Here is a 25,946-nt window from a genome sequence, read left to right as displayed (position 1 = left end):
GCAAACAGGGTTTACAAAGTCATTGATACAATGAAAATCGGCCCACATAAATAATTATAAGGATGAAAATATTAGCAAATGACGGTATCGATCCACTGGGAAAGAAAATGTTGGAAGATGCCGGTCATACTGTAGATACAAACCATATACCTCAGGAGGAATTAACGGAAAAGTTGCTTGCTTATGACGCTATTACTGTACGTAGTGCAACTAAGGTACGTCAGGAGTTGATCGACGGCTGTCCAAATTTGAAAGTAATCGGTCGTGGTGGCGTGGGAATGGATAATATTGACGTGGAGTATGCGCGTTCAAAAGGCATCGCTGTTGTGAATACACCGGCTGCATCGTCTTTATCCGTTGCTGAATTAGTTTTTGCACACCTATTGAATGGCGTACGTTTTTTATATGACGCCAACCGGAAAATGCCTGTTGAAGGAAATACCAAATTCGGTGCTTTGAAAAAGGCGTACGGTGCGGGAACTGAACTTCGCGGTAAAACAATCGGTATCGTAGGCTTTGGCCGTATCGGTCGTGAGGTCGCTAAGATCGCCATTGGTTTGGGAATGGATGTCGTTTATACAGATCTGTTTGAAGGCCCAAAAGGACTTACCATTGAGCTTTCTGGGGGTATTCAGGTTGAGGTTCCGATCAAACAGGTTGAAATGACCGACTTGTTGAAAGTTTCTGACTTTATCTCCTTGCATGTACCATTTTTGGATAAACCAGCGATCGGTGCTGCGGAATTCCCATTATTGAAAGATGGTGTTGGCTTGGTGAACGCTTCCAGAGGGGGTGTTATTGATGAACTGGAGTTGGTGAAGGCATTGGATGCTGGCAAAGTTGCATTCGCGGGTTTAGATGTATTCGACAACGAGCCCACTCCACGTGAGGAAATTTTAAAACATCCAAAGATTTCGTTGACACCACATATTGGTGCAGCGACAAATGAAGCACAAGAAAGAATCGGCGAAGAATTGGCCGGTCTACTGATCGAAAACTTGAAGAAGTAATTCTTCCGCATAGAACCATATATGCGGCACAAAACTTTCATGATTTTGTGCCGCATTTTTTTTAATATAAATTCATGAATTGCCTATATTGGCGCACAGAAATTTAATAATTGTAACTTTAGTATGAAAGTTTTAAAATTTGGTGGTACTTCAGTAGGAAGTGCAGTACGTATCAAAGGGTTGTTGGATATTGTAAACCCTTCGGAACGTCAGATCGTTGTGTTGTCCGCGGTAGCTGGAACGACAAATGCTTTAGTGGAAATTGGCCAGGCTTACACCGTAGGTAAGAAGGACGAGGCTAAGGATTTGATCAAGAAGCACAAGGATAAGTACGAAGACCTTATTAAGGAACTTTTTAATACTGAAGCTGGCTATAAAAATGGCAAGGAGCTCATCGACTATCATTTTAACCTAATTTCCAGCTTGGCAAATGAGCTGTTTACGCCAATTGAAGAGAAAATTATTTTGGCACAAGGGGAATTGATGTCTACCGCATTATGGCATTTTTACCTCAATGAAATCGGCATCTCATCCGTCTTGTTGCCGGCATTGGATTTTATGAAAATCGATGAGGACAATGAGCCAATGGTGGAATATATCGGCGAAAAATTGAGTACAATTTTGGCCCAGCACCCGGAGAATACTTTGTTTATCACACAAGGATTTATCTGTAGAAATTCATTTGGTGAAATTGATAACTTACGCCGCGGTGGATCGGATTATACAGCTTCATTGATCGGAGCAGCTATCCGTGCCGACGAAGTTCAGATCTGGACAGACATTGACGGTATGCACAACAATGATCCGCGTGTCGTAAAAGGTACCACGCCAATTGCACACCTTAGCTTTGACGAGGCTGCCGAATTAGCGTATTTTGGGGCAAAAATATTGCATCCACAGTCTGTATTTCCTGCACAAAAATACAACGTGCCGGTCCGTCTGTTAAATACGATGGAACCGAATGCCAAAGGCACATTAATTAGCAAAGATGGTGCACAAAAAGGTTGTATCCGTGCGATAGCCGCAAAAGATGGTATCACCGCCATTCATATTCATTCCTCAAGGATGTTGCTTGCTTACGGTTTCTTGCGCCGTGTTTTCGAGATTTTCGAACGCTATAAAACACCGATCGATATGATTACTACGTCAGAAGTAGCAGTTTCGTTGACCATAGATGATACAACAAATTTAGCTGATATTATTAAGGAAGTTGAAGACTTTGGTTCTGTTACAGTAGATGGCGACCAGACCATTGTTTGTGTGGTCGGTGACTTTGGTCTGAATAGCCATGGTTATGCTGCACGTGTACTTGATGCTGTAAAACATCTTCCGGTTCGTATGATTTCCTATGGCGGTTCGGACTTTAATGTATCCATTTTATTGAATTCGGATCATAAAACCGAGGCTTTACGTTCATTGCATAATCGTTTATTTTAAGAAAGTAGGTTTTATATGATAAATACAGCTATTGCGGCAAAATTTGCAGAGAAAGAAACCCCGTTTTATTACTATGACTTGGCCGTGTTAAACAAAACCTTGGAAGCAGCTTATGTTGCTTCCCACAAAAGGGGATTTCATGTTCATTATGCATTGAAAGCTAATTTTAACGATGTGTTATTAAAAGCGGTGCAACAGATCGGCTTCGGTGCGGACTGTGTGAGCGGAAACGAAGTAAAAAAGGCTATCGAATGTGGTTTTGCACCGCAAAATATTACTTTTGCGGGGGTTGGAAAATCGGATAAGGAGATCAATTATGCCCTACAGCAAAATATCTTTGCGTTCAATGTGGAGTCTATTCAGGAGCTTGAAGTGATTAATGAACTAGCTTCAAAACAAGGTGTAAAAGCCAATGTTGCTTTGCGAATAAATCCCAATGTTGATGCGCATACTCACCATTATATTACAACAGGACTCGACGAGAACAAATTTGGTATTCCAAATGCGGATCTGGAGAAATGCGCAGCTGTTCTCAAGAAATGTGATTTTATCGAATTGGTGGGGTTACACTTTCACGTGGGCTCTCAGATTACCGATATGACGGTATTCAAAAGTTTGTGTGTCAAGGTCAACGAGTGGAAGAACTGGTTTGAGGAACGCGGAACACAGATTCGTGTGCTGAACGTTGGTGGGGGGCTTGGGATAGACTATAAAGACCCGGATGGCAATCCGATTCCGGATTTTGAGTCTTATTTTGACATTTTTGACCGGTTCTTGGAGCGCAAGCCACATCAGGAAGTTCATTTTGAACTGGGCAGAGCTTTGGTTGCTCAATGTGGAAGCTTAGTGAGCCGTGTATTATATGTCAAGAATGGCGTCAAGAAAAACTTTTTGGTACTGGACGCGGGAATGACCGAATTGATGCGTCCGGCTTTGTACCAGGCCTACCATAAAATGGAAAATATCAGTGAAGGCACGGGGGCGGAAGCGCTAAACTATGATGTTGTGGGGCCAATTTGTGAATCCTCGGACTGCTTTGGGAAGGAAGTGTCTTTGCCTGTATCAAAACGGGGGGATTTGATCGCTATCCGCTCAGCGGGAGCCTATGGTGAGGTCATGGCCTCCCATTATAATTTGAGAGAAGAAATCAGATTTGTCTACAGCGATCAACTGTAAGAAGCGATTTTAGACGAAAACAGATTTAAAGAGCCGGTTCATTTTATGGACCGGCTTTTGTTTTTTTGTGAGAGATATCTGAATTGTCTTTTGTATACTTGTTTATGCTTACAGCGATTGAATTTCCGGTTACCATTGCTCTATTTGGAAAAACCTTCCTCTTACATCCGTTTATGGAAGGATTGGGGATGTTTATGGGGATGCGTTATTATCAGCTGCTGAAATGGAAAGATAAGGAGAGTTTAGGGCATACCAATTCACTTTTGATTGTTATTGCGGCGGCCTTAGGCGCCTTGATCGGATCCCATATCATTGGTTCGCTGGAACGTCCGGAGGAACTGTTGAATGCGGTGAGCAAATTGCGTTACATCTGGTTAAATAATACCATTGTAGGCGGCTTGGCGGGTGGGTTGCTCGGGGTGGAACTGATGAAAAAAATCATGGGCAAGAAAGAGAGCACCGGCGATCTCATGGTATTTCCCCTGATAGTTGCGATTATGATCGGAAGGATAGGTTGTTTTTACACGGGGGTATTCGAGCAGACTTACGGCTTGCCTACAGACTGCCCCTTGGGGATGTACCTTGGGGATGCTCATCGAAGACATCCGGTGGCCTTGTACGAAATTGCATTTCTGATGCTGTTATTTGTTTCATTGCAGTGGTTTAAGCGAAGATTTATATTCCAGAATGGTTTACTCTTTCAACTTTTTATGCTCAGTTATTTTAGCTTTCGTTTTCTATTGGATTTTATTAAGCCAAGAGCAATCATTCTTTTTGGGATCAGTACCATACAGATTACCTGTCTTATTGTGATAATTTATTATATTTATTTATTGAAGAATACGCACCTAGAAAGGAGGGTCTAAATTATGTATTTACTCGAAGGATCATTTGGTTCGGAAAACACAGCTATGTTGGGCTTGTTTTTACTGTTTGGCGGTGCTGTAGTCATTGGAATAGCACTTTTGGTCATCATTATCGGTTCGATTATAAAATCCAATAATAAGGAATCTACATTTAATGTTAACCCTTGGCTGAAAGTATTATTGGGGGGTATCGGAGCAATGATCGCTGGCGGGATTGCCTGTGGAATAGCACTAAATTAATAGCGATAGATATATGCCAGTTAGAAATTACACCTATTACGATTACACCATTAGTTTGTGTCCGACTTGTCTTTCGCGTGTAGGTGCAAAGATTATCATCGAAGATGAAAAAGTCTTTATGACCAAAAGTTGCCCCGATCACGGTTTTTTCAAAACGTTGATCGCGACTGATGTGGAATACTATAAAAATATCCGGAACTATAATAAAGCATCTGAGACGCCTTTGAAATTTGACAAAGATGTTCACTATGGCTGCCCTTACGATTGTGGTTTATGTGTTGATCACGAGCAGCACAGCTGCCTTTCGATCGTCGAAGTGACCGATCGTTGCAATCTGACCTGTCCGACCTGCTATGCCATGTCTTCACCCCATTATGGGCGGCATCGTTCGCTGGAGGAAATCGAACGTATGCTAGACAAGATCGTTGAAAGCGAAGGTGAGCCGGATGTTGTTCAGATCAGCGGGGGAGAGCCCACGATCCATCCCGAATTTTTTAAGATTCTGGATATCGCAAAAACAAAACCGATAAAACATTTGATGCTGAATACCAATGGTATCCGAATTGCAAATGACCCCGGATTTGCCGAACAACTTGCAACCTACGCTCCAGAATTTGAAATTTACCTGCAATTTGATTCTTTCCGTCCGGAAGTGCTGGAAAAATTTAGGGGAAAGGATCTGACTGATGTGCGCAAAAAAGCGATTGAAAAGCTCAATGCATTAAACCTGAGTACGACGCTCGTTGTGGTTCTGGAGAAGGGGACCAATGACGATGAGATCGGAGCGATACTGGAGTATGCTTTGAATCAGCGTTGTGTCCGTGGGGTAACCTTCCAGCCGGTGGAGATCGCCGGACGAAACGCACAGGATGCTCCACAGCATAAAATGACACTGACTGAGGTCAGGCAGGAAATCCTGGATCAGTATCCCTTTTTGAATCCGCATGATATCATTCCGGTTCCGTGTAACCCGGACGCTCTGGCGATGGGCTATGTGCTAAAGATCGGTGAGGAAAAGATTCCATTGACACGACATATTGATCCCGCCGTACTGTTAAATAATCAATCCCGTAATACCATTGTATATGAGCAGGATACCGGTGTTCAGATGCAGTTGTTGGATATTTTTAGTACTGGTATTTCGGTGGATAAAGTAAAACCCAAGGTGAATCAGCTGTTATGCTGTCTGCCTGAGGTCTGTGCTCCTGAACTCGATTACGATAATCTTTTCCGCATCATTATCATGAATTTTATGGATGCCTATGATTTCGATGTCCGCGCGGTCAAAAAATCATGCGTACATATTGTCAATAAAGATCTGAAACTAATCCCTTTTGAGACAATGAATCTCTTTTACCGTGATGATAAGATCAAACGTCTGGAGGAACTTAAATTATCGGATGCTATTCGATTTTAGACTTGTATAAACTATTTTTGCTGGAAAATAATAGGAAAGGTTTATTTCCTGAAACCTCGTTTTGTAGTTCTTCTGGAAGATCGAAATGGCTATTATTGAAGGAGATTAATAATTTGGGAATATGAAATTGAGCAGCGTTAAGCATTTCATTACGGTTATCAGTTTATTGGCATTACAGCTCTATGCCGTCGGACAAGATTCGGTGCAGGTAAGAAGAGGAATGGCCAATACCGACGGGTCGGTATCACATACGGGTTTAAATAGAAGATTCAGTACCGATTCGACGCGAATGGGGAATGATTCGCTGCGTAATGACCTGCGAAAAATCAATCTGACGTTCCTGTCCAATATTCGTACGGCATCAATGGCGGAATTTGTGGCTCAGCTAAATGAAAGATCCAATTCGTATGCGGCGGTTAGTGGCAATTCAGCAAAAGACTCCGTCGCGACTATAAAAAACGCAATTTCCGAAGAAATTAAACAGCTGAGATCTATTAAAGGAAGTATTGCAAATTATTCCGGCAGTTTAAGTAGCACACAAGATCAGATCCGGGGTATCATCAAGCGATATGATATCAGTGCCAGCAATCACGCGCGCGCGCATCAATATCTTAATACTGCCCAACTTCGGCTGGCTGCAAAGATGGATTCCCTGGAATCGATCAATCGTACAATTGATGAGCTTATCATCAAGGATCAGCGGCATCTCAATAGATTAGACCTGATTCCGGAAACAAAAGCTGCTGCAAAGAAATCGGATGTTGCACCGGGCAAGAACTCAATATGGAAAGCCAATACGAAAAGTATTTCGAAAGACGTACTCCTGGACAATATCCGTAGTAATTATAGTAATAATAAATCCATAGACAAATATGTCAACCGGACGGATTGGGCGAGCCGGATTTTGTTGATTGTTCTGGGGCTGGCCTATGCGTACTGGATTGTCCGGGTGGCTTACATTCTGAAGCAACACGATCCGGAACATAAGCTTTCCATCGATGCCATTGTTGGGAAAACTATTATTTTTCTGCTGACCTTATTGCCTTTTGTCAATTTTTTTACACCGTCCTTCATTTTACAGGCTTCCCAGCTGGTGATCATGTCAATCTTCATGTTTCTCTTGCGTTATAAAATCACTGGGCAGCAACGTAATATCGCATTGATTCTGATCATCTTTTATCTGTTGGATGTTTTTGTCAATATGATTGTAAGTGACGATCTGTTTTTGCGTATTATTTGTATAGGCTTTAATCTGATTGCCTTGGGATTGGTCAGTTATACCAAGCGGCGAATTAAGAATCCCGAAAGTCCGGGGTATATCAGCAATTTTATCTATGTTGTATTTGCCATTTTAAATATTACGGCGATTACGTTGAACGTTATTGGACATGTGGAGCATTCACGCAGCTTCAGCATTGCATGTGCGGTTGGTTTGGTGCAGTCATTTACCTTACAGTATTTTGCTGATATGATCAAAGCAGATGTCCGTAACCAATTTAAAAAGGATCGTTTGGTGTCGGGGTTCTGGATGCGCTTTAATGAGCAGCGCACCTTGGCAATTATAACAGAGATTCTTCGTATTATTTGCGTCCTGTTGGCAATTATTGTCCTAGCAAATAATCTTCAGTTTATTGACACCTTATTGGGACTCAGTGAGACGTTTTTTGGCAAGGTGCGCAGCATCGGCAGCATCTCCTTTACCTTAGGCAATCTCGTTGTTGCTGTACTGCTGTTGCTTGTAGCCAATTGGTTTCAAAAGAATATCAGTCTCATTGTGCTCGGTGGTGAAGATGGTCAGCTAAATCAGGCCTATAATCAGAAAATGACGCTCTTTCCGTTATTTCGTTTGGCGATTATTCTGATCGGCTTTTTCATGGCTATCTCGGCTTTGGGTATGAGCCTTGATAAACTTACCGTTGTCATTGGAGCATTGAGTGTTGGGATCGGTTTAGGGATGCAAAATATCATTAATAATTTTGTGTCGGGGATCATTCTTGTTTTTGATAAGCCTTTTCGGGTGGGCGATCAGATCGAACTGGCCGACAAAAAAGGGCGTGTCAAAGAGATCGGTATCCGTGCCAGTGTATTGAAAACCGCAGACGGCGCCGATGTGATTATTCCCAACGGTGATTTACTTTCGGGTAGGGTTGTCAACTGGACCTTATCTCAGGAGTATAGCAAAGCAAGTTTTGTGCTTCATATTGATCGGAAGGCAGACCTTGATCAGGCGAAGCAATGGATTAATGATGCAATGACGGCGAGTCCATATTTCGTCAAAGAACGGGATAGCGGTATCAGTGTGCAAGATATCAGCGAAGAAATGATCTATTTAAGCGTTTCCTGCTGGGTGAATTTCGCCGCGAACGTCTCATCTTTTAAAAATGATGTGCTGATTATCCTTTATAAGCAGTTTGAAGAAAATGGATTGAAATTCTATAGTATTCTATCTCCTAAAAATAATTAAAAGCGTTTGTTAGCCCTTGTAATGTGGCGGATTATTTCTTCTGCAGTTGTTGTCTATAGGCTTTTGGACTGTATCCCTTTGTACGCTTATAGAAATGGGACAAATGGCTTTCATCAACAAATCCTAATTCCTGAGCAATCTGTTTTAGTGTATATGCGGTGGATTTAAGTCTATGTTCGATTAATTCGATGCGGTACATGTTGATGTAGTCTCTTAGGCTATTGCCAAAGTTTTTCTTAAAATAGATGCCAAAATAAGTCGGAGCGATATTAAATTTCTGTGCGATTGTTTTTACCTGAAGATGCTCAGGCGTAAAAATATGCTGATGGATATAAGCCGAAATCGAGCTGTCCAGCCTGAGAGAATATGTTTGCGGCAAGCGTTTTATCTCGGATATTTCTTTATAAAGTCCAAAGATGGCAAGTAGTTGATCAAATAGCCACTGTGCCGTCTGACTGACTCCTGCAAGGCTGTATAACCTGACTGCCTCCATAAGATGAGAAAAGATCAAACGGTGGTGTTCGGTGAGGACGAGTTTATTTTCTCTTAGCCCTCTGTCATTCATTAACTCCATAATCCATGCGTATAATTTTTGCTGGCGTCGATTTTGCAAAAAATAGCTGTCCGTAAAAAGAATAAACAGAAAGTGTGTTTTTTCCTGTATGTTGAAGTAGTGCCTATCCGCAGGACTAACAAGAAAAATATCACCACGTTCGTAATCCAATTCAAATTTATTGATGACCTGCTTCCCACGTCCGGAACGAATGTAAACTAATTCATAGTAATTCTGCTCATGCATGGGCAGGTGAAAGGTATCTTCCACAAATTCGCTGATCAATAATGGTTCAAATTGTTTTTTTCGCATGTTCTTTTGATAGATAGTTATAAATGTACATAAAAATAATGTATTTATACATGTTTTTCCTAGGGCTACTATTGCACTTTTGTGTTGTCTTAAATGGTAGGAAAAACATGGTTAATTTTATAATGATTGCGTTTTGTATTGGCGCTGGTATGCTATTAAGAAAAGCAAAGTTGATCCATGCTGAGGCGCATAAAGGAATCAATACTTGGATCCTTTATTTTGCACTTCCGGCAGTTTCCTTCAAGTATATCCCAAAGATTGTCTGGTCTTCAGCGATGCTGTTTCCGATTTTTTCAGCGATTTTGGTGTGGGCTGGAAGCTGGTTATTTATGGAATGGTACTGTAAGCGAAAATCCTATAAACAACGTTCCAGAAGCAGTCTGGAGTTGGCAGCAGGCTACAGCAATACCTCTTTTATTGGGTTTCCGTTGATTATGGCCTATTTCGGAGAGGCACAGTTGCCGATAGCTATTATTTGTGACCAGACAACGTTTATCTTATTGTCCACTGTGGGGATTATCAATGCCCTAAAAGCAAATCTGCATGAAGGGCAGTCCATCGACGCAAAATTCATGCTATGGAAGCTGATTACTTTTCCACCTTTGATCGGATGTCTCCTCGCGTTGACGTTATCCCAATTTGTTGACTTCAGTATGGCCGAGCCTTTTTTTGAAAAGCTTGTGGCGACGGTAGGACCATTGGCACTATTCTCTATCGGTTTACAATTGAAGTTTGATGGCTGGCGTCAACAAGCCGCACAGATCAGTACAGCCATGATCTATAAATTGATTTTGGCTCCACTGTTGGTCTTGTCATTTGCATTGCTGTTGGGTGTAAAAGGTCCTGTGGCACGGATCAGCATTTTTGAAGCTGCTATGCCTACGTTGGTCACTTCGGGTATTATTGCCGAACAATATCACCTCAATACAAAATTGGTGAACTTAGTGATCGGTTTTAGTATTGTAGCGGGACTAATAACGACTGCATTATGGGATCTAGTGATTCAGTTTGTGATTACCTGATCTGTCTTACGACCTTCTGATCCTCTCCAGACCGCGTGACCGCAATAGCTTTTGTATTAAAATGATACTAGGAACAACTTTTTTGTGTTTCAGCTGTTATAGCTATTATAACCATCTATAAAAGGAGGTATATTATGAACCTGATACATAAAATTGAACATTGGGGAAACGTCCACCACCCCCAATGGATTGATTACCTAAGAATTGCCCTGGGTATTATGATTTTTGCGAAGGGGGTAAGTTTCGTAAACGATAGGCAAGTGGTTGAGCACATGATTGAGCAGAGCAGTTTCCACCTGTCCATATGGGGAGCTGTTCACTATGTCGTCTTTACGCATCTGGTCGGTGGCCTGTTTCTTATTTTGGGTTTTCAAACCCGTTTAGCGGCCTTATTGCTGTTTCCTGTCCTGGTGGGAGCTGTCTTTTTTGTCAACATCACTAACGGCTTTAGTTATTTGAATTCCGAATTGTGGCTTTCGATAGTCGTATTCTTTTTGTTGATCTTTTTTATGGTCATGGGATCTGGAAAATACTCCCTTGACAATATGATGAACAAACCTGGATACAAAAGGGATATCTAAAAAAAGCTCCTTCATCTATGAAGGAGCTTTTATCTTTTCGTTTGTTATTTGCTTTGGTTGTCAATCCAATTGCGTGCATTGATGAATGCTTCTAACCAAGGAGAAACCTCATCTTGGCGTCCTTTTGGATAGTTTGCCCAATGCCATTGGAAAATCGAACGCTCGATATGAGGCATCGTTGCTAAGTGACGTCCAGTTTTATCACAGATCATCGCTGTATTGTAATCCGAACCATTTGGATTATGTGGATATTGCTCATAACCGTATTTGGCAACAATATTGTATTGTTCTTCTGCAAGTGGTAGATTGAATTTTCCTTCACCATGTGAAATCCAAACACCCAATGTACTTCCAGCTAATGTAGAAAGCATAACGGAGTTGTTTTCCTGAACTTTCACCGAAACAAAATTTGATTCGTGTTTGCCCGAGGTGTTGTGCAACATTTTACCATGAACCTCGTGTTCAGGATTGATCATTTCCAATTCCATAAATAACTGGCACCCATTACAGATACCAACTGAAAGGGTGTCTGGGCGCGCAAAGAAATCGGTCAATGCCTTTTTTGCTTTCTCATTGTATAGGAATGCTCCGGCCCATCCTTTTGCCGAACCCAGTACATCCGAATTGGAGAATCCGCCAACGGCACCGATAAATTGGATATCTTCCAATGTCTCACGGCCTGAAATCAAATCTGTCATATGGACATCCTTTACATCAAAACCTGCCAAGAACATCGCATTTGCCATTTCGCGCTCCGAATTGGAACCTTTCTCACGAAGAATGGCCGCTTTTGGACGAGCTTTACTTCCGTCAATCACCGGTTTTTTGCCATTGAACTGACTTGGAAAGGTAAATGTTAACGGTTGATTTTTATAGTTATCGAAACGCTGTTGAGCCATTCCGTTTTTCGATTGTCTAGAATCCAATAGAAATGAAGTGGTTGACCAAACATCACGTGTTGCGGCAACATCAAAGCTGAAGTTCTCTTCTCCGTTTTTGATGGTCACTGTAGTTCCTGCGATCGCATGACCGATTTTTATGGCATCAACGCCAGCTTCTGTGACAGCTTGCTCGAAAACAGCATCATCCTTCGCCTGTAGTACAAGACCGATATTTTCACTGAACAGCACTTTCACTGAGTCAGATTCATTTAAACCTGAAAGATCATAGTTCGCAGCTAGGTTAACATCGGCAAATGTCATTTCCAACAATGTTGTGATCAGACCACCGGATCCGATATCATGACCGGCTTCGATCTGGTTATCGTTGATTAATTGCTGAACGGTATCAAATGCTGTTTTGAAATAGTTAGCATCTTGGATTGTAGGAACTTCCGTGCCCAGTTTATTGACAACCTGCGCGAAAGAAGAACCACCTAATTTGAAGTTGTCTTTTGATAGGTTGATGTAATAGATGGAGCCTGCATTTTTGTTTAAGACAGGTTCTACTACTTTGGTAATATCCGTACAATTTCCAGCCGCAGATATAATCAATGTGCCGGGAGCGATTACATTTTCGCCATTTGGATATTTTTGCTTCATCGACAATGAATCTTTTCCGGTAGGAATATTGATTCCTAATGCGATGGCAAAATCCGAACATGCTTTCACGGCTTGGTAAAGTCTAGCGTCTTCACCTTCATTATTTGCTGCCCACATCCAGTTTGCTGATAGTGAAATACCTGCAAGACCGTTTATGATCGGTGCAAATACGATATTTGATAATGATTCTGCAATAGCAGTTTTACTGGCAGCTGCTGGATCAATCAATGCCGCCACAGGAGAGTGCCCTATCGTAGTGGCGATACCTTCTTTTCCTTTGTAGTCAAGAGCCATGACGCCAACGTTATTTAAAGGCAACTGCAACGGGCCTGCACATTGCTGTTTGGCAACACGGCCACCGACGCAACGGTCCACTTTATTGGTCAACCAATCTTTAGAAGCCACTGCCTCCAATTGCAAAACCTGATTTAAATAATTGGGGATATTGGCAGAGTCATAGCTAAGATCTGCATAGTTACGGGTGATGGTTTTATCACGCATAAAAGTTTTTGGTGATGAACCAAAGAAATCCTCTAAAGCATAATCCATTGGCTTTGCACCATTGCTCTTGGATGCAAACGTAAAACGATGGTCACCTGTGACATCACCTACCGTGTACATTGGTGCACGCTCGCGGTCAGCAACACGTTTAAGAGTTGCAATGTCATCTTCAGCAATCACCAAGCCCATTCTTTCCTGCGATTCATTACCAATGATTTCTTTCGCTGAAAGTGTAGGATCACCCACAGGAAGCGCATCAAGGTCGATTAAACCGCCTGTCTCCTCGACCAGTTCGGATAGGCAGTTTAGGTGTCCGCCAGCGCCGTGGTCATGGATAGAAACAATAGGATTATGGTCTGATTCCACCAAGCCTCTAACGGCATTGGCTGCACGTTTTTGCATTTCCGGATTTGAGCGTTGGATCGCATTCAGTTCAATTCCCGAACCGAAAGCGCCCGTATCCGCAGAGGATACAGCAGCACCGCCCATGCCTATGCGGTAATTTTCACCACCTAAGATGACGATTTTATCACCTGTTTTTGGGGTATGTTTTTTTGCTTGATCTAATTTTCCGTATCCCACACCGCCAGCTTGCATGATTACCTTATCGTAGCCAAGTTTGCGGCCATCCTCTTCGTGTTCGAAGGTCAGTACAGATCCTGTAATTAGGGGTTGCCCGAATTTATTGCCGAAGTCGGAAGCTCCATTGGAAGCTTTGATTAGGATATCCACGGGAGTTTGGTAAAGCCATTGGCGCTCTTGCATGGCTTTCTCCCAAGGACGATCTTGTAATAAACGGGAGTAGGCTGTCATATAGACAGCTGTACCAGCCAAAGGAATAGCACCTTGACCACCGGCCATACGGTCACGAATTTCACCACCGGAACCTGTAGCAGCTCCGGAAAACGGCTCTACAGTCGTTGGAAAATTGTGTGTTTCCGCTTTTACGGATAAGACCGAATCAAAGGATTTTTCCTCATAAAAGTCTGGTTTGTCGGCCGATTTAGGGGCAAACTGAGTGACACGTGGACCTTTAATAAAGGCTACGTTGTCTTTATAGGCTGAAACGATCTCATTGGGATTTGTTTCGGAAGTTTTCTTGATTAATTTAAATAGAGAAGTAGGTTGCTCTTCACCGTCAATGATAAAAGTACCATTGAAGATCTTATGTCTACAGTGTTCGGAATTGGCTTGTGAAAAAGCAAAAACTTCAGAGTCTGTCAAAAGACGGCCTAATTTAACGGCGAGGTTATTGAGGTAAGTTACTTCCTCCGGATTTAATGCCAATCCTTCGGATTTGTTATAGGCATCAATGTCTTCAATTTCCAAAATAGCTTCAGGACTAATGTTGACTGTATAAATGTTTTGCGTCAACATACTGAATTTTTGCGAAATCATTGGATCGAAATCATTGAAATCTGCTGGTACCGGTTGAAATTCTTCGATACGAACAATTCCTTCAATACCCATGTTCTGTGTGATTTCTACTGCATTGGTACTCCAAGGAGTGACCATCGCTGCGCGGGGGCCTACAAAGTAATGGTTAAGGGTTTGGTCGTCGAGTTTTTTGGCGTTGCCGAATAGCCAGTTGAGTTTAGTAATGTCTTCTTGTGATAAAGAGTTTACGCTTTGAACACCATATACGGTGTTCGATGGGTTCTCAAAGAAATGAATCATTATAAATGTTTGTTTTGAACGTTCTTCAAATTAAAGCACAAAGTTACATATTATTTTTATGGAAATGATTGAATTTTGATTAAAAAATCAAGGTGGTCGTTCGTTTGAAAAAAGAGTAAAATAGCTGTTCTTTTCTAATTAAATGTAAGTTGTGTTAATTCCTGTCAATAAATGTGATGAGTCTAGCCAGTATTAGGATGGGAGTCTCAAAGCCGCTCATAATCAATAAATTTTCTAGATGATTCGAGTTAAACATTCTTCATTTGATGTGCATTTATCGTATTAGACTTTATCGCATATCTATTTTTGTGTCGGATAAACGTATATTTTCCCGCCTGCCTGCTGGCCCGTCTCTGGATTAAAACTTAGCGGATGGAATGCAGGGACCATGGGGTGGATCACCAAATTGACGTTGTATATAACCTCAAATTTATCTAAGTTTGTGCATCAAATCAAATTCGAGATGAACATTTCATATAATTGGTTAAAACAACACGTTAATATAGATTCGACTCCGGAGGAATTATCTTTGATCTTGACAAATACAGGATTGGAAGTAGAAGCGCTGGATGTCGTACAGAGTATCCCGGGAGGATTGGATGGTTTGGTTGTCGGCGAGGTTAAAACTTGTGAGCAACACCCCAATGCGGATAAATTACGCGTCACCACAGTTGATGTGGGCGCTTCCGAATTATTGAATATCGTATGTGGCGCACCAAATTGCCGTACCGGATTGAAGGTAATTGTGGCAACAGTAGGTACGACATGTCACCCTTTGACCGGAGAACCATTTAAGATAACCAAATCTAAAATACGCGGAGAGGTATCCGAAGGAATGTTATGTGGTGAGGATGAGATCGGTTTGGGTACATCCCATGCTGGTATCGTTGAATTACCTGCTGATGTTGCGGTAGGCACATTGGTAAAAGATCATTTCAATATTCAGGATGATTACCGCTACGAAATTGGTCTTACACCGAATCGAGCGGATGCGGCTTCCCACTTAGGTGTGGCACGCGATATCGCTGCTTACTTCCGTACGAATATCAAAAAAACAGATCTTTCTGCATTTCAGCCCGGTGAAGAAGTGGGAACTGCGGTTGTTGTTGCGGATACTATTTCATGCCCACGATATAGTGGAATCAATATTTCTGGCGTTCAGGTAGGTGAATCGCCAGACTGGCTGAAGGAAAAACTAAATGTAATCGGCGTACGCCCGATCAATAACATTGTTGATATCACCAATTATATATTGCATGATCTTGGGCAACCATTGCATGCGTTTGATGCGGATAAGATTGCAGGTAATAAAGTAATTGTCCGTACGGCAAAAGAAGATGAAAAATTTGTCACATTGGATGCTGTTGAGCGGATACTTTCTACTGAAGATCTGGTGATTGCAGATGCTGAAAAACCAATGTGTATCGCGGGTGTTTTTGGTGGTGCACATTCAGGTGTCTCCATGGAGACGACAAATGTGTTTCTTGAATCGGCTTACTTCAATGCGGTTTCGGTCCGTAAGACTTCTAAACGGCATGGCTTGAAAACAGACGCTTCATTCCGATTCGAGCGCGGTACAGATCCGAATAGTACTGTTGACGCGTTAAAACGTGCTGCACTCTTGATTCAGGAAATTGCAGGCGGTACGATTTCCTCTACGATTAAAGATGAGTATCCGGTAGAAATCAAACCATTTTCATTCCATGTTAGTTATGCGAATGTGGTGCGTTTGATCGGACAGGCCATTCCCAATGAAGAAATTAAAGCCATTATTGTGGCATTAGGTATAGAGGTTGCTTCAGAGACCGCCGAGGGGCTAGATGTTTTGGTGCCTGCTTATCGTGTCGATGTAACGCGTGAAGTAGATGTGGTCGAAGAGGTATTACGGATTTATGGTTACAATAATATTGAGCTAAAATCCCAAATTAAGGCTTCCTTAAATACCGTTGAAAAGCCAGATAAGGAAGTCGTCTTAAATCAGCTGGCTGATTTGTTGATCGGTAACGGATTCCGTGAAATATTAGCGAATTCGTTGACAAAGCTTGATTATGCGGATGACAGCGAGACCGCGGTAAAATTGTTCAATCCATTGAGTTCGGATTTGGATACCATGCGTCAAAACATGTTGTTCTCGGTGTTAAATGCCATTGAATATAATCAGAAACGCAGAAATTTTGATCTGAAATTCTTCGAATTTGGTAAAACATACGCGTTGGATGGGGATGGATATAAAGAAACGCAACATTTGACTTTTGCAATAAGCGGTAGAGAAGAAGCCGAACAGTGGAATAGTAAAAAGGGAAACGTTAATTTCTATACCCTTAAAGCTGCAGTTGATACAATTGTTAAACGTCTGAAGATTGAGGGTATACAAATACAAGATGCGCCGAGCCATCACTTTGCCTACGGATTGAGTTATCTGAAAGGCCAGAAATGTCTGGTTTCTTTCGGTGCGGTAGCTCATGCCAACTTGAAAAAAGCAGACGTTGAGGGGCAAGTTTTCTTCGCGGATTTTGACTGGGATGTCTTGATGAAAATCATTCGTAAAAATAACATTCAATACAAAGAAGTGTCGAAATTCCCCGCGGTACGCCGTGATTTATCGTTATTAATTGACGAAAATGTCAGCTTTGATAAACTTCAATTTGTCGCTCAAAAGACCGAACGCAAGCTTTTAAAGGAAGTAAATGTGTTTGATGTGTATAAAGGTGATAAAATTCCGGAAGGGAAAAAGTCTTATGCTCTGAGCTTTATCTTGCAAGATGAAGAAAAAACATTGACCGATAAACAAATTGATGCGATAGTTCAAAAATTAATTGTTAATTTTGAGAAGGAACTAAGCGCAGAAGTGCGCGGTTAAACAGTGATATAACATTAATTGGTAATATTCGATTTACGCTATGGCAACATTGTCTTCACAAATGAATCTGATCGTTGAGAAAACGAAAAACTTAATTCAAATGTGCGAAGTCTTGCAAGAAGAAAATGATTTGCTTAAATTAGAGGTACAATCCTTAAAAGTGGCTTTCGATGCGAGCAACGATAAAAGCAAGCAGCTGGAAGAGAAGGTCAAGGCATTGGCAGTAGCGCGAACCTTGGATTCAGAAACGGATAAGGAAGCAATTAATGAAAAAATACTTGACACAAAACAAAAAATTAACGATTTTGTGCGAGAAATAGACAAGTGTATTAGTTTGTTGAAGTAGTTGGAATTTAGCGATCATCGGAATTTAAACTAATACAACGTTAAAAAGCTCAAAGAAATGGGAGAGATTTCCATAAAAATAAATATCGCAGACCGTGTTTATCCCCTTAGGGTGGAAAGCGCGGAGGAAGAAGTGATTCGACATGCTGCGAAATTGATAAATGAAAAAATAAAGGAATTGCAGGAAAACTATACTGTGAGAGATAAGCAGGATCTGCTATCCATGTGTGTATTGCAGTTTGCTACGCGGATGTTAAATGCGGAGCGACAATCCCAGAACCACGAAGTGGGTCTGGAGAATTCAGTACAGGAGCTTGACCAGTTGTTGACGGATTTCTTTAAAAAATAAATTTACGTTCTTTATATTTAGAGCTTAAAACGACGAATTTGCCGCAATTAAATTCGGGTTGTCACTATTTTAAACTTAACGCTTCAATATTACAGGCGCAAAAAGATATAGGCCATTTTGCGAAAGCCATCTGGGTCATAATCTAAGCCTAATTATGTAATCACGAAGTTTAATAATACATGAGACCTGTTTAAATTTAATTGCGGTTTTTTTTTGTTTGGAAATCAGCGGGCAATTGTCCGGCTTGCAAGCGGACTGAATCAGATTGGATTCAATTCCCCTGCATTTCTAATAGCGACTGTAAATAGAATACCCGATGTCAATAAGTCAGCTTATGCGATGGTAGAGGGAGAATGGAGAGTTTTATCTAAAAAATTTAGTAATTAATAAAAACAAACATATATAATACAATTATACATACATGGACGTCGCAATTTATATCATAATTTCTCTGATTGTTGGTGTAGTTATAGGTCGTTATCTATTGGTTCTGTTATTCAAAAAACAAGAACAGGAAGCCAAAGATAAGGTAAATAGCATACTAAAAGATGCAGAGCAAGAAGGAGAACACATTAAGAAGAAACGCCTATTAGAGGCGAAAGAAAAATTCCTTCAATTGAAATCCGAACACGAAAAGGAGGTGAATCAACGTAACAATACCATTAACCAGAAGGAGAATACGTTGAGACAGAAAGAACAATCCATTAATCAAAAGCTGGAAAGCATCAATCGCGATAAGCAGGAGGTGGACACCAAAAAGAAGCAATTGGATAAATTGGTTGAACTCAATGAAAAGAAATCCGAAGAAGTTGAGGCTTTAAAATTACAGCAGATCAAACAATTGGAGAGTATCGCCGGTGTTACGGCGGACGAGGCTAAAAACCAGTTGGTGGATTCATTGCGAGAGGAAGCCCGTTCCCAAGCCATGATTCAGATCAAAGATATTGTGGACGAAGCGAAATTGACCGCGACGAAAGAAGCGAAAAAAGTCGTTATCCAAACAATTCAACGTACTGCTACCGAATCCGCAATCGAAAACACAGTGTCTATTTTCAATATCGAAAATGATGAGATCAAGGGTCGTATTATAGGTCGTGAGGGCCGTAATATCCGTGCATTGGAAGCTGCAACAGGTGTAGAGATCATCGTGGATGATACACCGGAAGCAATTATCCTTTCTGGTTTCGATCCCGTACGTCGTGAGATTGCCCGTTTGGCTTTACACCGTCTTGTAACGGATGGCCGTATCCACCCAGCTCGTATTGAGGAGGTCGTAGCAAAAACACGTACACAGATTGAAGATGAGATTGTTGAGATTGGTGAACGTACTGCCATTGATCTGGGTATTCATGGATTGCATCCTGAACTGATCCGTATGGTGGGACGTATGCGTTACCGTTCTTCTTATGGTCAGAACCTTTTACAGCACTCCCGTGAGGTTGCCAATTTCGCAGCAACAATGGCTGCAGAGCTTGGCCTGAACGTCAAACACGCAAAACGTGCCGGATTGCTCCACGATATTGGTAAAGTGCCTGACGATAACCCGGAATTGCCACACGCAATTTTAGGTATGCAGTTAGCTGAGAAATACAAAGAACATCCTGATGTGTGTAATGCAATCGGTGCGCACCACGATGAGATCGAAATGACAGCGTTGATTTCGCCTGTTGTACAGGCATGTGATGCCATTTCTGGAGCACGCCCGGGAGCACGCCGTGAAGTCGTTGAAAGCTATATCAAACGTCTGAAAGAACTGGAGGATCTGGCATTATCGTATCCAGGTGTGGAAAAAACCTTCGCCATCCAAGCGGGACGTGAATTGCGTGTTATTGTGGAAAGCGAGAAGGTATCTGACGCACAGTCAGAGATACTGGCTGCCGATATCTCCAATCGTATCCAAACGGAAATGACTTACCCAGGACAGATTAAAGTAACTGTTATCCGTGAGACGAGATCCGTGTCTTACGCGAAATAGATCCTGAGGGATCAATCTTGAAAAAGCTCCAATCTATTATAGGTTGGAGTTTTTTTATTATTCAAAAAATTCAATTAGATCTGCAACACTGTGCAGGAGAAAGGCTGGCGATTCTTGTTCGAGTTCCGCTTTGCTGCCATAACCATAAAGCACAGCAACGGCATCCATGTTTGTCTCTCGGGCACCGATAAGATCATGTTTGCGGTCGCCGATCATGATACAGTCATGTGGGTTCGTTAGATGAGCATTTTCCATCACATATTGAATGACGCTGGTTTTTGTAGGCCTGGAATCGTCCAGGGCACTTCCTCCGGCGAAATCGAAATACTGGTCTATAGCAAAGTGCTGCAATATCCTGTGCGCAAAGATTTCGGGTTTGGATGTTGCCAAGTAAACCTTATAATCTTTCGATTTGAGGCCTTCCAGTAGCTCGGGAATACCATTAAAAAGTATATTCTCATACAAACCCTTGGTGGCAAAGCGTTCGCGGTATTTTTCCACACAGGCCAAAGCTTCCTGTTCCTCAAATCCGTAGCTGTGCATGAATGTATCTTTCAATGGCGGCCCGATCAGCGGTTTAAGACTATCCAGATCGGACGTAATAATTCCCTTGGCTTCGAGTGCATAAGCGATGCATTTGGTGATGCCCTCAGCAGGGTCGGTCAAGGTTCCATCAAGATCAAATAGGATGTGTTTATAAGACTTCATGCTGCAATAATACGGAATTGGATAGGAGATTGCCAGCTAAAGCCAGAAGAATGCATTTAATGACAAGCCTCAGACCAAAAAAATGATATTTATTATGTTGCGTAACCGTCTCGGCAGACCAATATTTATTAAATTTGCCGAATGAAACAAAAGAAGAAAGTTCAGGAAGTAGAGCCGAAGCGTCCGGTAGATACCTATTTTGAGGAGTTGGACACTAATTTTCAAGACCCGACCAATCGCATGATTCAGATTATCTTTTTGCCGCTGCTATTCTTCGGCGTGATGGGCTGTATCTGGATGATTCCTTTCCCACAGTTTGAATTTTTAGTGAAGCTCAATTGGCATACTTTTTTGAATTGGGGTTCTTTCTTCATTGCGGTTGTTATCTATTTTTACCTTAAGCTATCCGCGACCCTGTCTTATGCAATTTTATTCTCGATCGGGGCAATGAGCTACTTTATTGTGCAATTGGAATATGTGCAAAAAAATGGTGGCCCTGCAGTGATATGGGTGTGCCTTGCGATTGCTTTGCTCGCACTGGCGGCGTTGTATGTTGGTAAAGGAAAAGAGAAAAAAGCAATCAGCGGAAAACAGTTTCTACAATTCCTGCTCATTGGCCCGATATGGTTATGGCATTTTGTATTTCAGAAGTTCAATATTAGGTATTAAACAATCTATAAGATAGTTTTCTTAGCAGGAAAGCATGCTTTTGTAGCAAAATAAGAGACGATCTTATCTGGTATATGATATAATATAAGAAAGGCCAGATTGCACCATGCGATCTGGCCTTTTCTGTTAATTTTTTCGACTCGTTATTGTGATCAAACTCATCAATTTTTATAATTGAACCATTTGATGATTTCCTTAAGGCTTGCTTTTTTACCATAGATGAGGATGCCAACACGATAGATTCGGGCAGCAGCCCAAGTGATTAATAAGAATGTTGAAATCAATAAGGCCAATGAGGTTAATATCTGCCACATCGGCACGCCAAAAGGTATCCGTACCAACATGGCAATAGGTGAAGTAAACGGAATAAAGCTCAACCAAGTGGCAATGGGCCCATTGGGATCGTTGATAATGACACCAAATGACAGGATATACGTTAACAATAGGGGCATGGTAATGGGCATGGAAAACTGATTGGCTTCTGTTTCATTGTCTACAGCGGAACCAGCAGCAGCAAAAATAGCGCTATACAGCAGGTATCCGGCAATAAAAAACAGAAAGAAAAAGATGATGACTTCGGTAAAATTAAAACTTTGGAGGGAGGCGAGAATGGAGGCGGATCCGCTTTGTCCGATTGCTTTGGATACCGTTCCCATACTGCCAGTTCCGGGCTGACTGGCAGCGACCTCCTGCATATCCTGCGGATTGACAAATAACAGTGTTGCCGTTATAAAAAGCCCCCCTGTAAGCAGCAGCCACATCACAAATTGAGTGAGACCGACCATCCCAATCCCAACAATTTTACCCATCATAAGCTGAAAAGGCTTGACGGAAGAAATAATGACTTCGATGATGCGGTTGCTCTTCTCTTCGATGATACCACGCATCACCTGCGCGCCATACAGAAACAGGGAGAGATAAACCAGGATGGCCAGGGCGACACCAAGTCCCATGGCGATAGCAGTATTGCTGTTTTTCTCCTCACCGTCAGCCGTGATCTCTTTGGCATCTATGGCGACTTTGGGTTTGATAGACTGGATGATCTGCAAGTCTATTCCCTTAGCTTTATACTCTTTTTCGCGAATGATTTCTTCCAGTTGTCCGCCTATGATCTCTTGCGTGACAAAACTTGTTTTGCCGCTGGTAATAAGTTCGGCCTTTTGGCTGCTAAGAATATCCTTGGGAATGTATAAGATCGATTGTTTTCCTTCGCTTTGCGTGAGCTGTGCTTTTTGGGCCTTTAGATCTAACTTGCTGACCGTATAGCTTACGTTTTTATTGCTTTGGAGTTTCCCCGCAAAGTCACCCTGCCCATCAATTACAAAAACCTCAGTGTGCGCATCTTTGAAGCTTTTTTTAGTCAGGTAGAACATGCCTGCATATAATGCAAAAAAGAATAGGGGCACGGCAAAGGTCATCACAATAAAAGATTTTTTCTTGACGCGGGACAGATATTCCCGTTGAATAATAAGTAATATTTTATGCATGTTCGTTGGCTGTTGGTGAGACTTGAGTAACTTTTTGGATGAAAATATCCCCTATGGAAGGTACGATTTCTATCAATTGATTTAGCTGTATTTGTGGTAAAAAATGTATTAATACATCATTTATATGAATATTTCTATTTAGCTGAATTATAGTGATGTATGTTTTTTCGATCTTTGTTGAGGTTATGACCTCGAAGAGCGCGTCGTTGGACAGAAGAAAATTATCTTCGGTTGCTGTATATTCCAATTTGTAAGTCTGATTCCGATATTCTTTTTTTATCGCATGAACAGCGCCATCCAGTATTTTCTTTGATCGGTTGATGAGCGCGATATTATCGCAAAGTTCCTCGACCGTTTCCATGCGGTGTGTCGAAAAGATAATGGTGGCCCCTTCCTTATTCAATCGTAAAATCTGTTCTTTGATGATATTGGCGTTGACCGGATCAAAGCCGGAGAAAGGTTCATCGAGGATAATCAATTGCGGCTGGTGGATGACGGTAGCGACAAATTGGACTTTTTGCTGCATTCCCTTGCTGAGGTCTTCGATCTTCTTGTCCAACCATGAGGAAATATCGAGACGTTCGCACCAGTCGTGTATCCGATGTAAAGCTTCTTTTTTAGAAAGCCCTTTCAACTGCGCCAGATAAAGCATCTGATCACCGATTTTCATTTTTTTGTAGAGCCCTCGTTCTTCCGGGAGGTAACCTATCTGGGCGATATGCTGCGCCCCCAATAATTCGCCATTGAACCGGATTTCACCTGAATCCGGAGCAGTGATCTGGTTAATGATACGGATCAGGGATGTTTTTCCGGCTCCATTTGGCCCAAGCAGGCCAAAGATCTTTCCTTTTGGAATCTGAATAGACACATCGTCCAATGCACGATGATTGGCGTAATCCTTGGTAACATGATTGATTTCGAGTAACATCTTTTTAGGGTTTAATTAAATTCAGTATGGCGAAAAAATATAGCATATATCGTTTGCTATCAAATATACACTTGTTTATTTTGACTATTAGTATCTGAACAGCGTTAAATGTTACAGATTAGCCGTTCAGTTTTTTATTGCATAGAAGGGTGTAAACCTTGTCAAACGGATTCATTTAATGTACCTTTGTTCCATGGAAGTAAAAAAAGCCGAATTCGTGTGTAGCAACACGAGAGTTGACAAATTACCTGCGCCAAATTTGCCTGAGTACGCCTTTATAGGCCGTTCTAATGTAGGTAAATCTTCTTTGATCAATGCCATGACAAATAAGAAGGGACTTGCCAAAACCTCTCAAAAACCTGGTAAGACTCAGTTGATCAATCATTTTATTATAGATGATACCTGGTATCTGGTCGATTTACCTGGTTATGGATTCGCGAAAGCATCCAAAACAAGTCGTAATGAATGGGAAAAATTCATTCGCAGATACCTTACGCATAGAGACAATTTACAATGTGTATTTGTTTTGGTAGACAGTCGTCTCGAGCCACAGAAGATCGATCTTGATTTCTGTTATTGGTTGGGTGAATGCGGTTTGCCCTTTATGTTAGTCTTTACCAAAGCAGACAAGCAATCAGCAGTGAAATCTGATGCGAATATTGCAAAATTTAAAAAAGAGCTGTTGCAATGGTTTGAGGAGGTACCGCCGGTCTTTTTGACCTCGGCTGAGAAGAAAATAGGTCATGAACCGATTCTGGAAACCATTGATGAAGTCAATCGCCGATTTGTGGGGCCTGAGCCGGAAGAAAGAATGCCGTTTTAAGTATTTCAAAAAAATAAAATTCGTTGACATCATCGCTTGGTCAACCTGATCATTGCCGAGGATAGGGTGTCGAACGTTTTAAAATCCATTAAGATCACCTCATGAAGAAGTATCTTTCTTTAGTTTTATTTGCACACAGTGTATTTGCGTTGCCATTTGCCCTTATAGGCTTCTTTTTAGCCCTGCATACCACTGAATATGCCTTTTCCTGGAAACTATTACTATTGATGCTGCTGTGTATGGTAACGGCTCGGAATGCAGCCATGGCCTTCAATCGGTATTTGGATCGGGATATTGATGCCATCAATCCGCGGACGGCAATGCGTGATATTCCGGCAGGGAAGATTTCAGCCCGGAGTGCATTGATTTTTACCGTTATCAATTGCTTACTTTTTGTCACAGCGACTTATTTTATAAATTCCCTGTGCTTTATGCTGTCACCCATTGCACTCTTTGTTGTGCTTTTTTATTCTTATACCAAGCGCATTACACCGTTGTGCCATTTGGTACTCGGGGCAGGATTGGGTTTAGCACCAATTGGGGCATATATGGTGATCACGGGACAATTTGCAACTGTCCCTGTTTTGTATGGCTTTGCTGTATTGACCTGGGTGAGTGGCTTTGATATAATCTACGCATTGCAGGATGAGGCCTTTGACCGGGCCAATAAGTTGAACTCCATTCCGGTGTGGTTGGGAACAAAAGGAGCGATGCGGGTATCTGAATGTTTACATGTGCTGTCTTTCATATTTGTTTTAATACCTGCCTTTTTAATGCCCGTCGGTTGGATTTATTATTTAGGAGTTGCGTTTTATGGTGCATTGCTGATCTATCAACACACACTGTTTTCGCCGACAGATCTAAGTCGGGTAAACCGCGATTTCATGACTACCAATGGTTACGCTTCGGTCATCTTTGCCATCTTTTATCTTTTGGATATCTGGTTGATAAAATAAACGTTTTAGCATAAAATAAGAAAGGCTTTAGGAATTCCTAAAGCCTTTC

21 protein-coding genes are annotated in these 25,946 nt (G+C 41.7%); 16 read left to right on the top strand and 5 right to left on the bottom strand.

Annotated features, from left to right (window positions below):
• Positions 1-62 precede the first annotated feature (62 nt).
• The 7 genes from D7322_RS09540 (at position 63) to D7322_RS09510 (ending at position 8,610) form a co-directional block, all read left to right on the top strand.
• The gene (locus D7322_RS09540) at positions 63-1,010 is read left to right on the top strand and encodes a D-2-hydroxyacid dehydrogenase (protein WP_121123611.1); all 948 of its coding nucleotides are present in this window, start codon (positions 63-65) and stop codon (positions 1,008-1,010) included.
• A 123-nt stretch (positions 1,011-1,133) separates the two neighbouring features.
• Positions 1,134-2,447 carry an aspartate kinase gene (locus tag D7322_RS09535; protein ID WP_121123609.1) on the top strand — a complete coding sequence of 438 codons (1,314 nt, stop codon included), beginning with the start codon at positions 1,134-1,136 and terminating at the stop codon, positions 2,445-2,447.
• A 15-nt stretch (positions 2,448-2,462) separates the two neighbouring features.
• Positions 2,463-3,623 carry a diaminopimelate decarboxylase gene (gene lysA, locus D7322_RS09530; protein WP_121123607.1) on the top strand — a complete coding sequence of 387 codons (1,161 nt, stop codon included), beginning with the start codon at positions 2,463-2,465 and terminating at the stop codon, positions 3,621-3,623.
• Between the two features lie 104 nt (positions 3,624-3,727).
• Positions 3,728-4,489: a prolipoprotein diacylglyceryl transferase gene (locus D7322_RS09525; RefSeq protein ID WP_220700053.1), complete on the top strand. Its 762-nt coding sequence runs from the start codon at positions 3,728-3,730 to the stop codon at positions 4,487-4,489.
• Positions 4,490-4,492: 3 nt separating this feature from the next.
• Entirely contained in the window at positions 4,493-4,729 is a 237-nt protein-coding gene (locus D7322_RS09520) for a hypothetical protein (protein WP_121123605.1), read from the top strand.
• Positions 4,730-4,742: 13 nt separating this feature from the next.
• Positions 4,743-6,146 (top strand): radical SAM protein, encoded by a 1,404-nt coding sequence (locus D7322_RS09515; protein ID WP_121123603.1) that lies wholly within the window; start codon positions 4,743-4,745, stop codon positions 6,144-6,146.
• 121 nt (positions 6,147-6,267) lie between these two features.
• On the top strand, positions 6,268-8,610 hold the full coding sequence (locus D7322_RS09510) for a mechanosensitive ion channel family protein (protein WP_121123601.1): 2,343 nt from the start codon (positions 6,268-6,270) through the stop codon (positions 8,608-8,610).
• Positions 8,611-8,641: 31 nt separating this feature from the next.
• Here the strand turns inward: D7322_RS09510 and D7322_RS09505 are convergent, their stop codons facing one another.
• A complete protein-coding gene (locus D7322_RS09505) occupies positions 8,642-9,475 on the bottom strand; it encodes an AraC family transcriptional regulator (protein ID WP_121123599.1) in 834 nt (277 codons plus the stop codon).
• Positions 9,476-9,582: 107 nt separating this feature from the next.
• Here D7322_RS09505 and D7322_RS09500 point away from each other — a divergent pair, with 107 nt between their 5' ends.
• The gene (locus D7322_RS09500) at positions 9,583-10,497 is read left to right on the top strand and encodes an AEC family transporter (protein WP_121123597.1); all 915 of its coding nucleotides are present in this window, start codon (positions 9,583-9,585) and stop codon (positions 10,495-10,497) included.
• Between the two features lie 134 nt (positions 10,498-10,631).
• Entirely contained in the window at positions 10,632-11,078 is a 447-nt protein-coding gene (locus D7322_RS09495; protein ID WP_121123595.1) for a DoxX family protein, read from the top strand.
• A 44-nt stretch (positions 11,079-11,122) separates the two neighbouring features.
• On the opposite strand, the gene purL is transcribed toward D7322_RS09495, so the two are convergent.
• Positions 11,123-14,797, bottom strand: a complete 3,675-nt coding sequence (purL, locus tag D7322_RS09490; protein ID WP_121123593.1) for a phosphoribosylformylglycinamidine synthase — start codon at positions 14,795-14,797, stop codon at positions 11,123-11,125.
• A 463-nt stretch (positions 14,798-15,260) separates the two neighbouring features.
• Between purL and pheT the strand changes: the two genes are divergently transcribed.
• The 4 genes from pheT (at position 15,261) to rny (ending at position 20,326) form a co-directional block, all read left to right on the top strand.
• Positions 15,261-17,657 (top strand): phenylalanine--tRNA ligase subunit beta, encoded by a 2,397-nt coding sequence (gene pheT / locus D7322_RS09485; RefSeq protein ID WP_121124081.1) that lies wholly within the window; start codon positions 15,261-15,263, stop codon positions 17,655-17,657.
• 40 nt (positions 17,658-17,697) lie between these two features.
• A complete protein-coding gene (locus D7322_RS09480) occupies positions 17,698-18,003 on the top strand; it encodes a hypothetical protein (RefSeq protein ID WP_077432703.1) in 306 nt (101 codons plus the stop codon).
• A 57-nt stretch (positions 18,004-18,060) separates the two neighbouring features.
• Complete coding sequence (locus tag D7322_RS09475; protein WP_121123591.1) at positions 18,061-18,351, top strand: cell division protein ZapA; 291 nt, start codon at positions 18,061-18,063, stop codon at positions 18,349-18,351.
• Between the two features lie 421 nt (positions 18,352-18,772).
• Positions 18,773-20,326, top strand: coding sequence for a ribonuclease Y (gene rny, locus D7322_RS09470; protein WP_104381053.1), 1,554 nt, complete (start codon positions 18,773-18,775; stop codon positions 20,324-20,326).
• 57 nt (positions 20,327-20,383) lie between these two features.
• On the opposite strand, the gene D7322_RS09465 is transcribed toward rny, so the two are convergent.
• On the bottom strand, positions 20,384-21,034 hold the full coding sequence (locus D7322_RS09465; RefSeq protein WP_121123589.1) for an HAD-IA family hydrolase: 651 nt from the start codon (positions 21,032-21,034) through the stop codon (positions 20,384-20,386).
• Between the two features lie 141 nt (positions 21,035-21,175).
• On the opposite strand from D7322_RS09465, the gene D7322_RS09460 reads away from it, so the two are divergent.
• Positions 21,176-21,703, top strand: a complete 528-nt coding sequence (locus D7322_RS09460; RefSeq protein ID WP_121123587.1) for a DUF962 domain-containing protein — start codon at positions 21,176-21,178, stop codon at positions 21,701-21,703.
• 161 nt (positions 21,704-21,864) lie between these two features.
• On the opposite strand, the gene D7322_RS09455 is transcribed toward D7322_RS09460, so the two are convergent.
• Positions 21,865-23,190 (bottom strand): ABC transporter permease, encoded by a 1,326-nt coding sequence (locus D7322_RS09455; RefSeq protein WP_121123585.1) that lies wholly within the window; start codon positions 23,188-23,190, stop codon positions 21,865-21,867.
• On the bottom strand, positions 23,183-24,118 hold the full coding sequence (locus D7322_RS09450; protein ID WP_121123583.1) for an ABC transporter ATP-binding protein: 936 nt from the start codon (positions 24,116-24,118) through the stop codon (positions 23,183-23,185). The genes D7322_RS09455 and D7322_RS09450 overlap by 8 nt, the downstream gene beginning before the upstream one ends.
• 193 nt (positions 24,119-24,311) lie before the next feature.
• Between D7322_RS09450 and yihA the strand changes: the two genes are divergently transcribed.
• The gene (gene yihA / locus D7322_RS09445) at positions 24,312-24,941 is read left to right on the top strand and encodes a ribosome biogenesis GTP-binding protein YihA/YsxC (protein ID WP_121123582.1); all 630 of its coding nucleotides are present in this window, start codon (positions 24,312-24,314) and stop codon (positions 24,939-24,941) included.
• Between the two features lie 101 nt (positions 24,942-25,042).
• A complete protein-coding gene (locus D7322_RS09440) occupies positions 25,043-25,897 on the top strand; it encodes a UbiA-like polyprenyltransferase (protein ID WP_121123580.1) in 855 nt (284 codons plus the stop codon).
• The last annotated feature ends 49 nt before the right edge of the window (positions 25,898-25,946 follow it).

This window comes from Sphingobacterium puteale (assembly GCF_003627955.1).
Classification (GTDB): domain Bacteria; phylum Bacteroidota; class Bacteroidia; order Sphingobacteriales; family Sphingobacteriaceae; genus Sphingobacterium; species Sphingobacterium puteale.
This window is presented reverse-complemented; position numbering and strand designations above follow the sequence as displayed.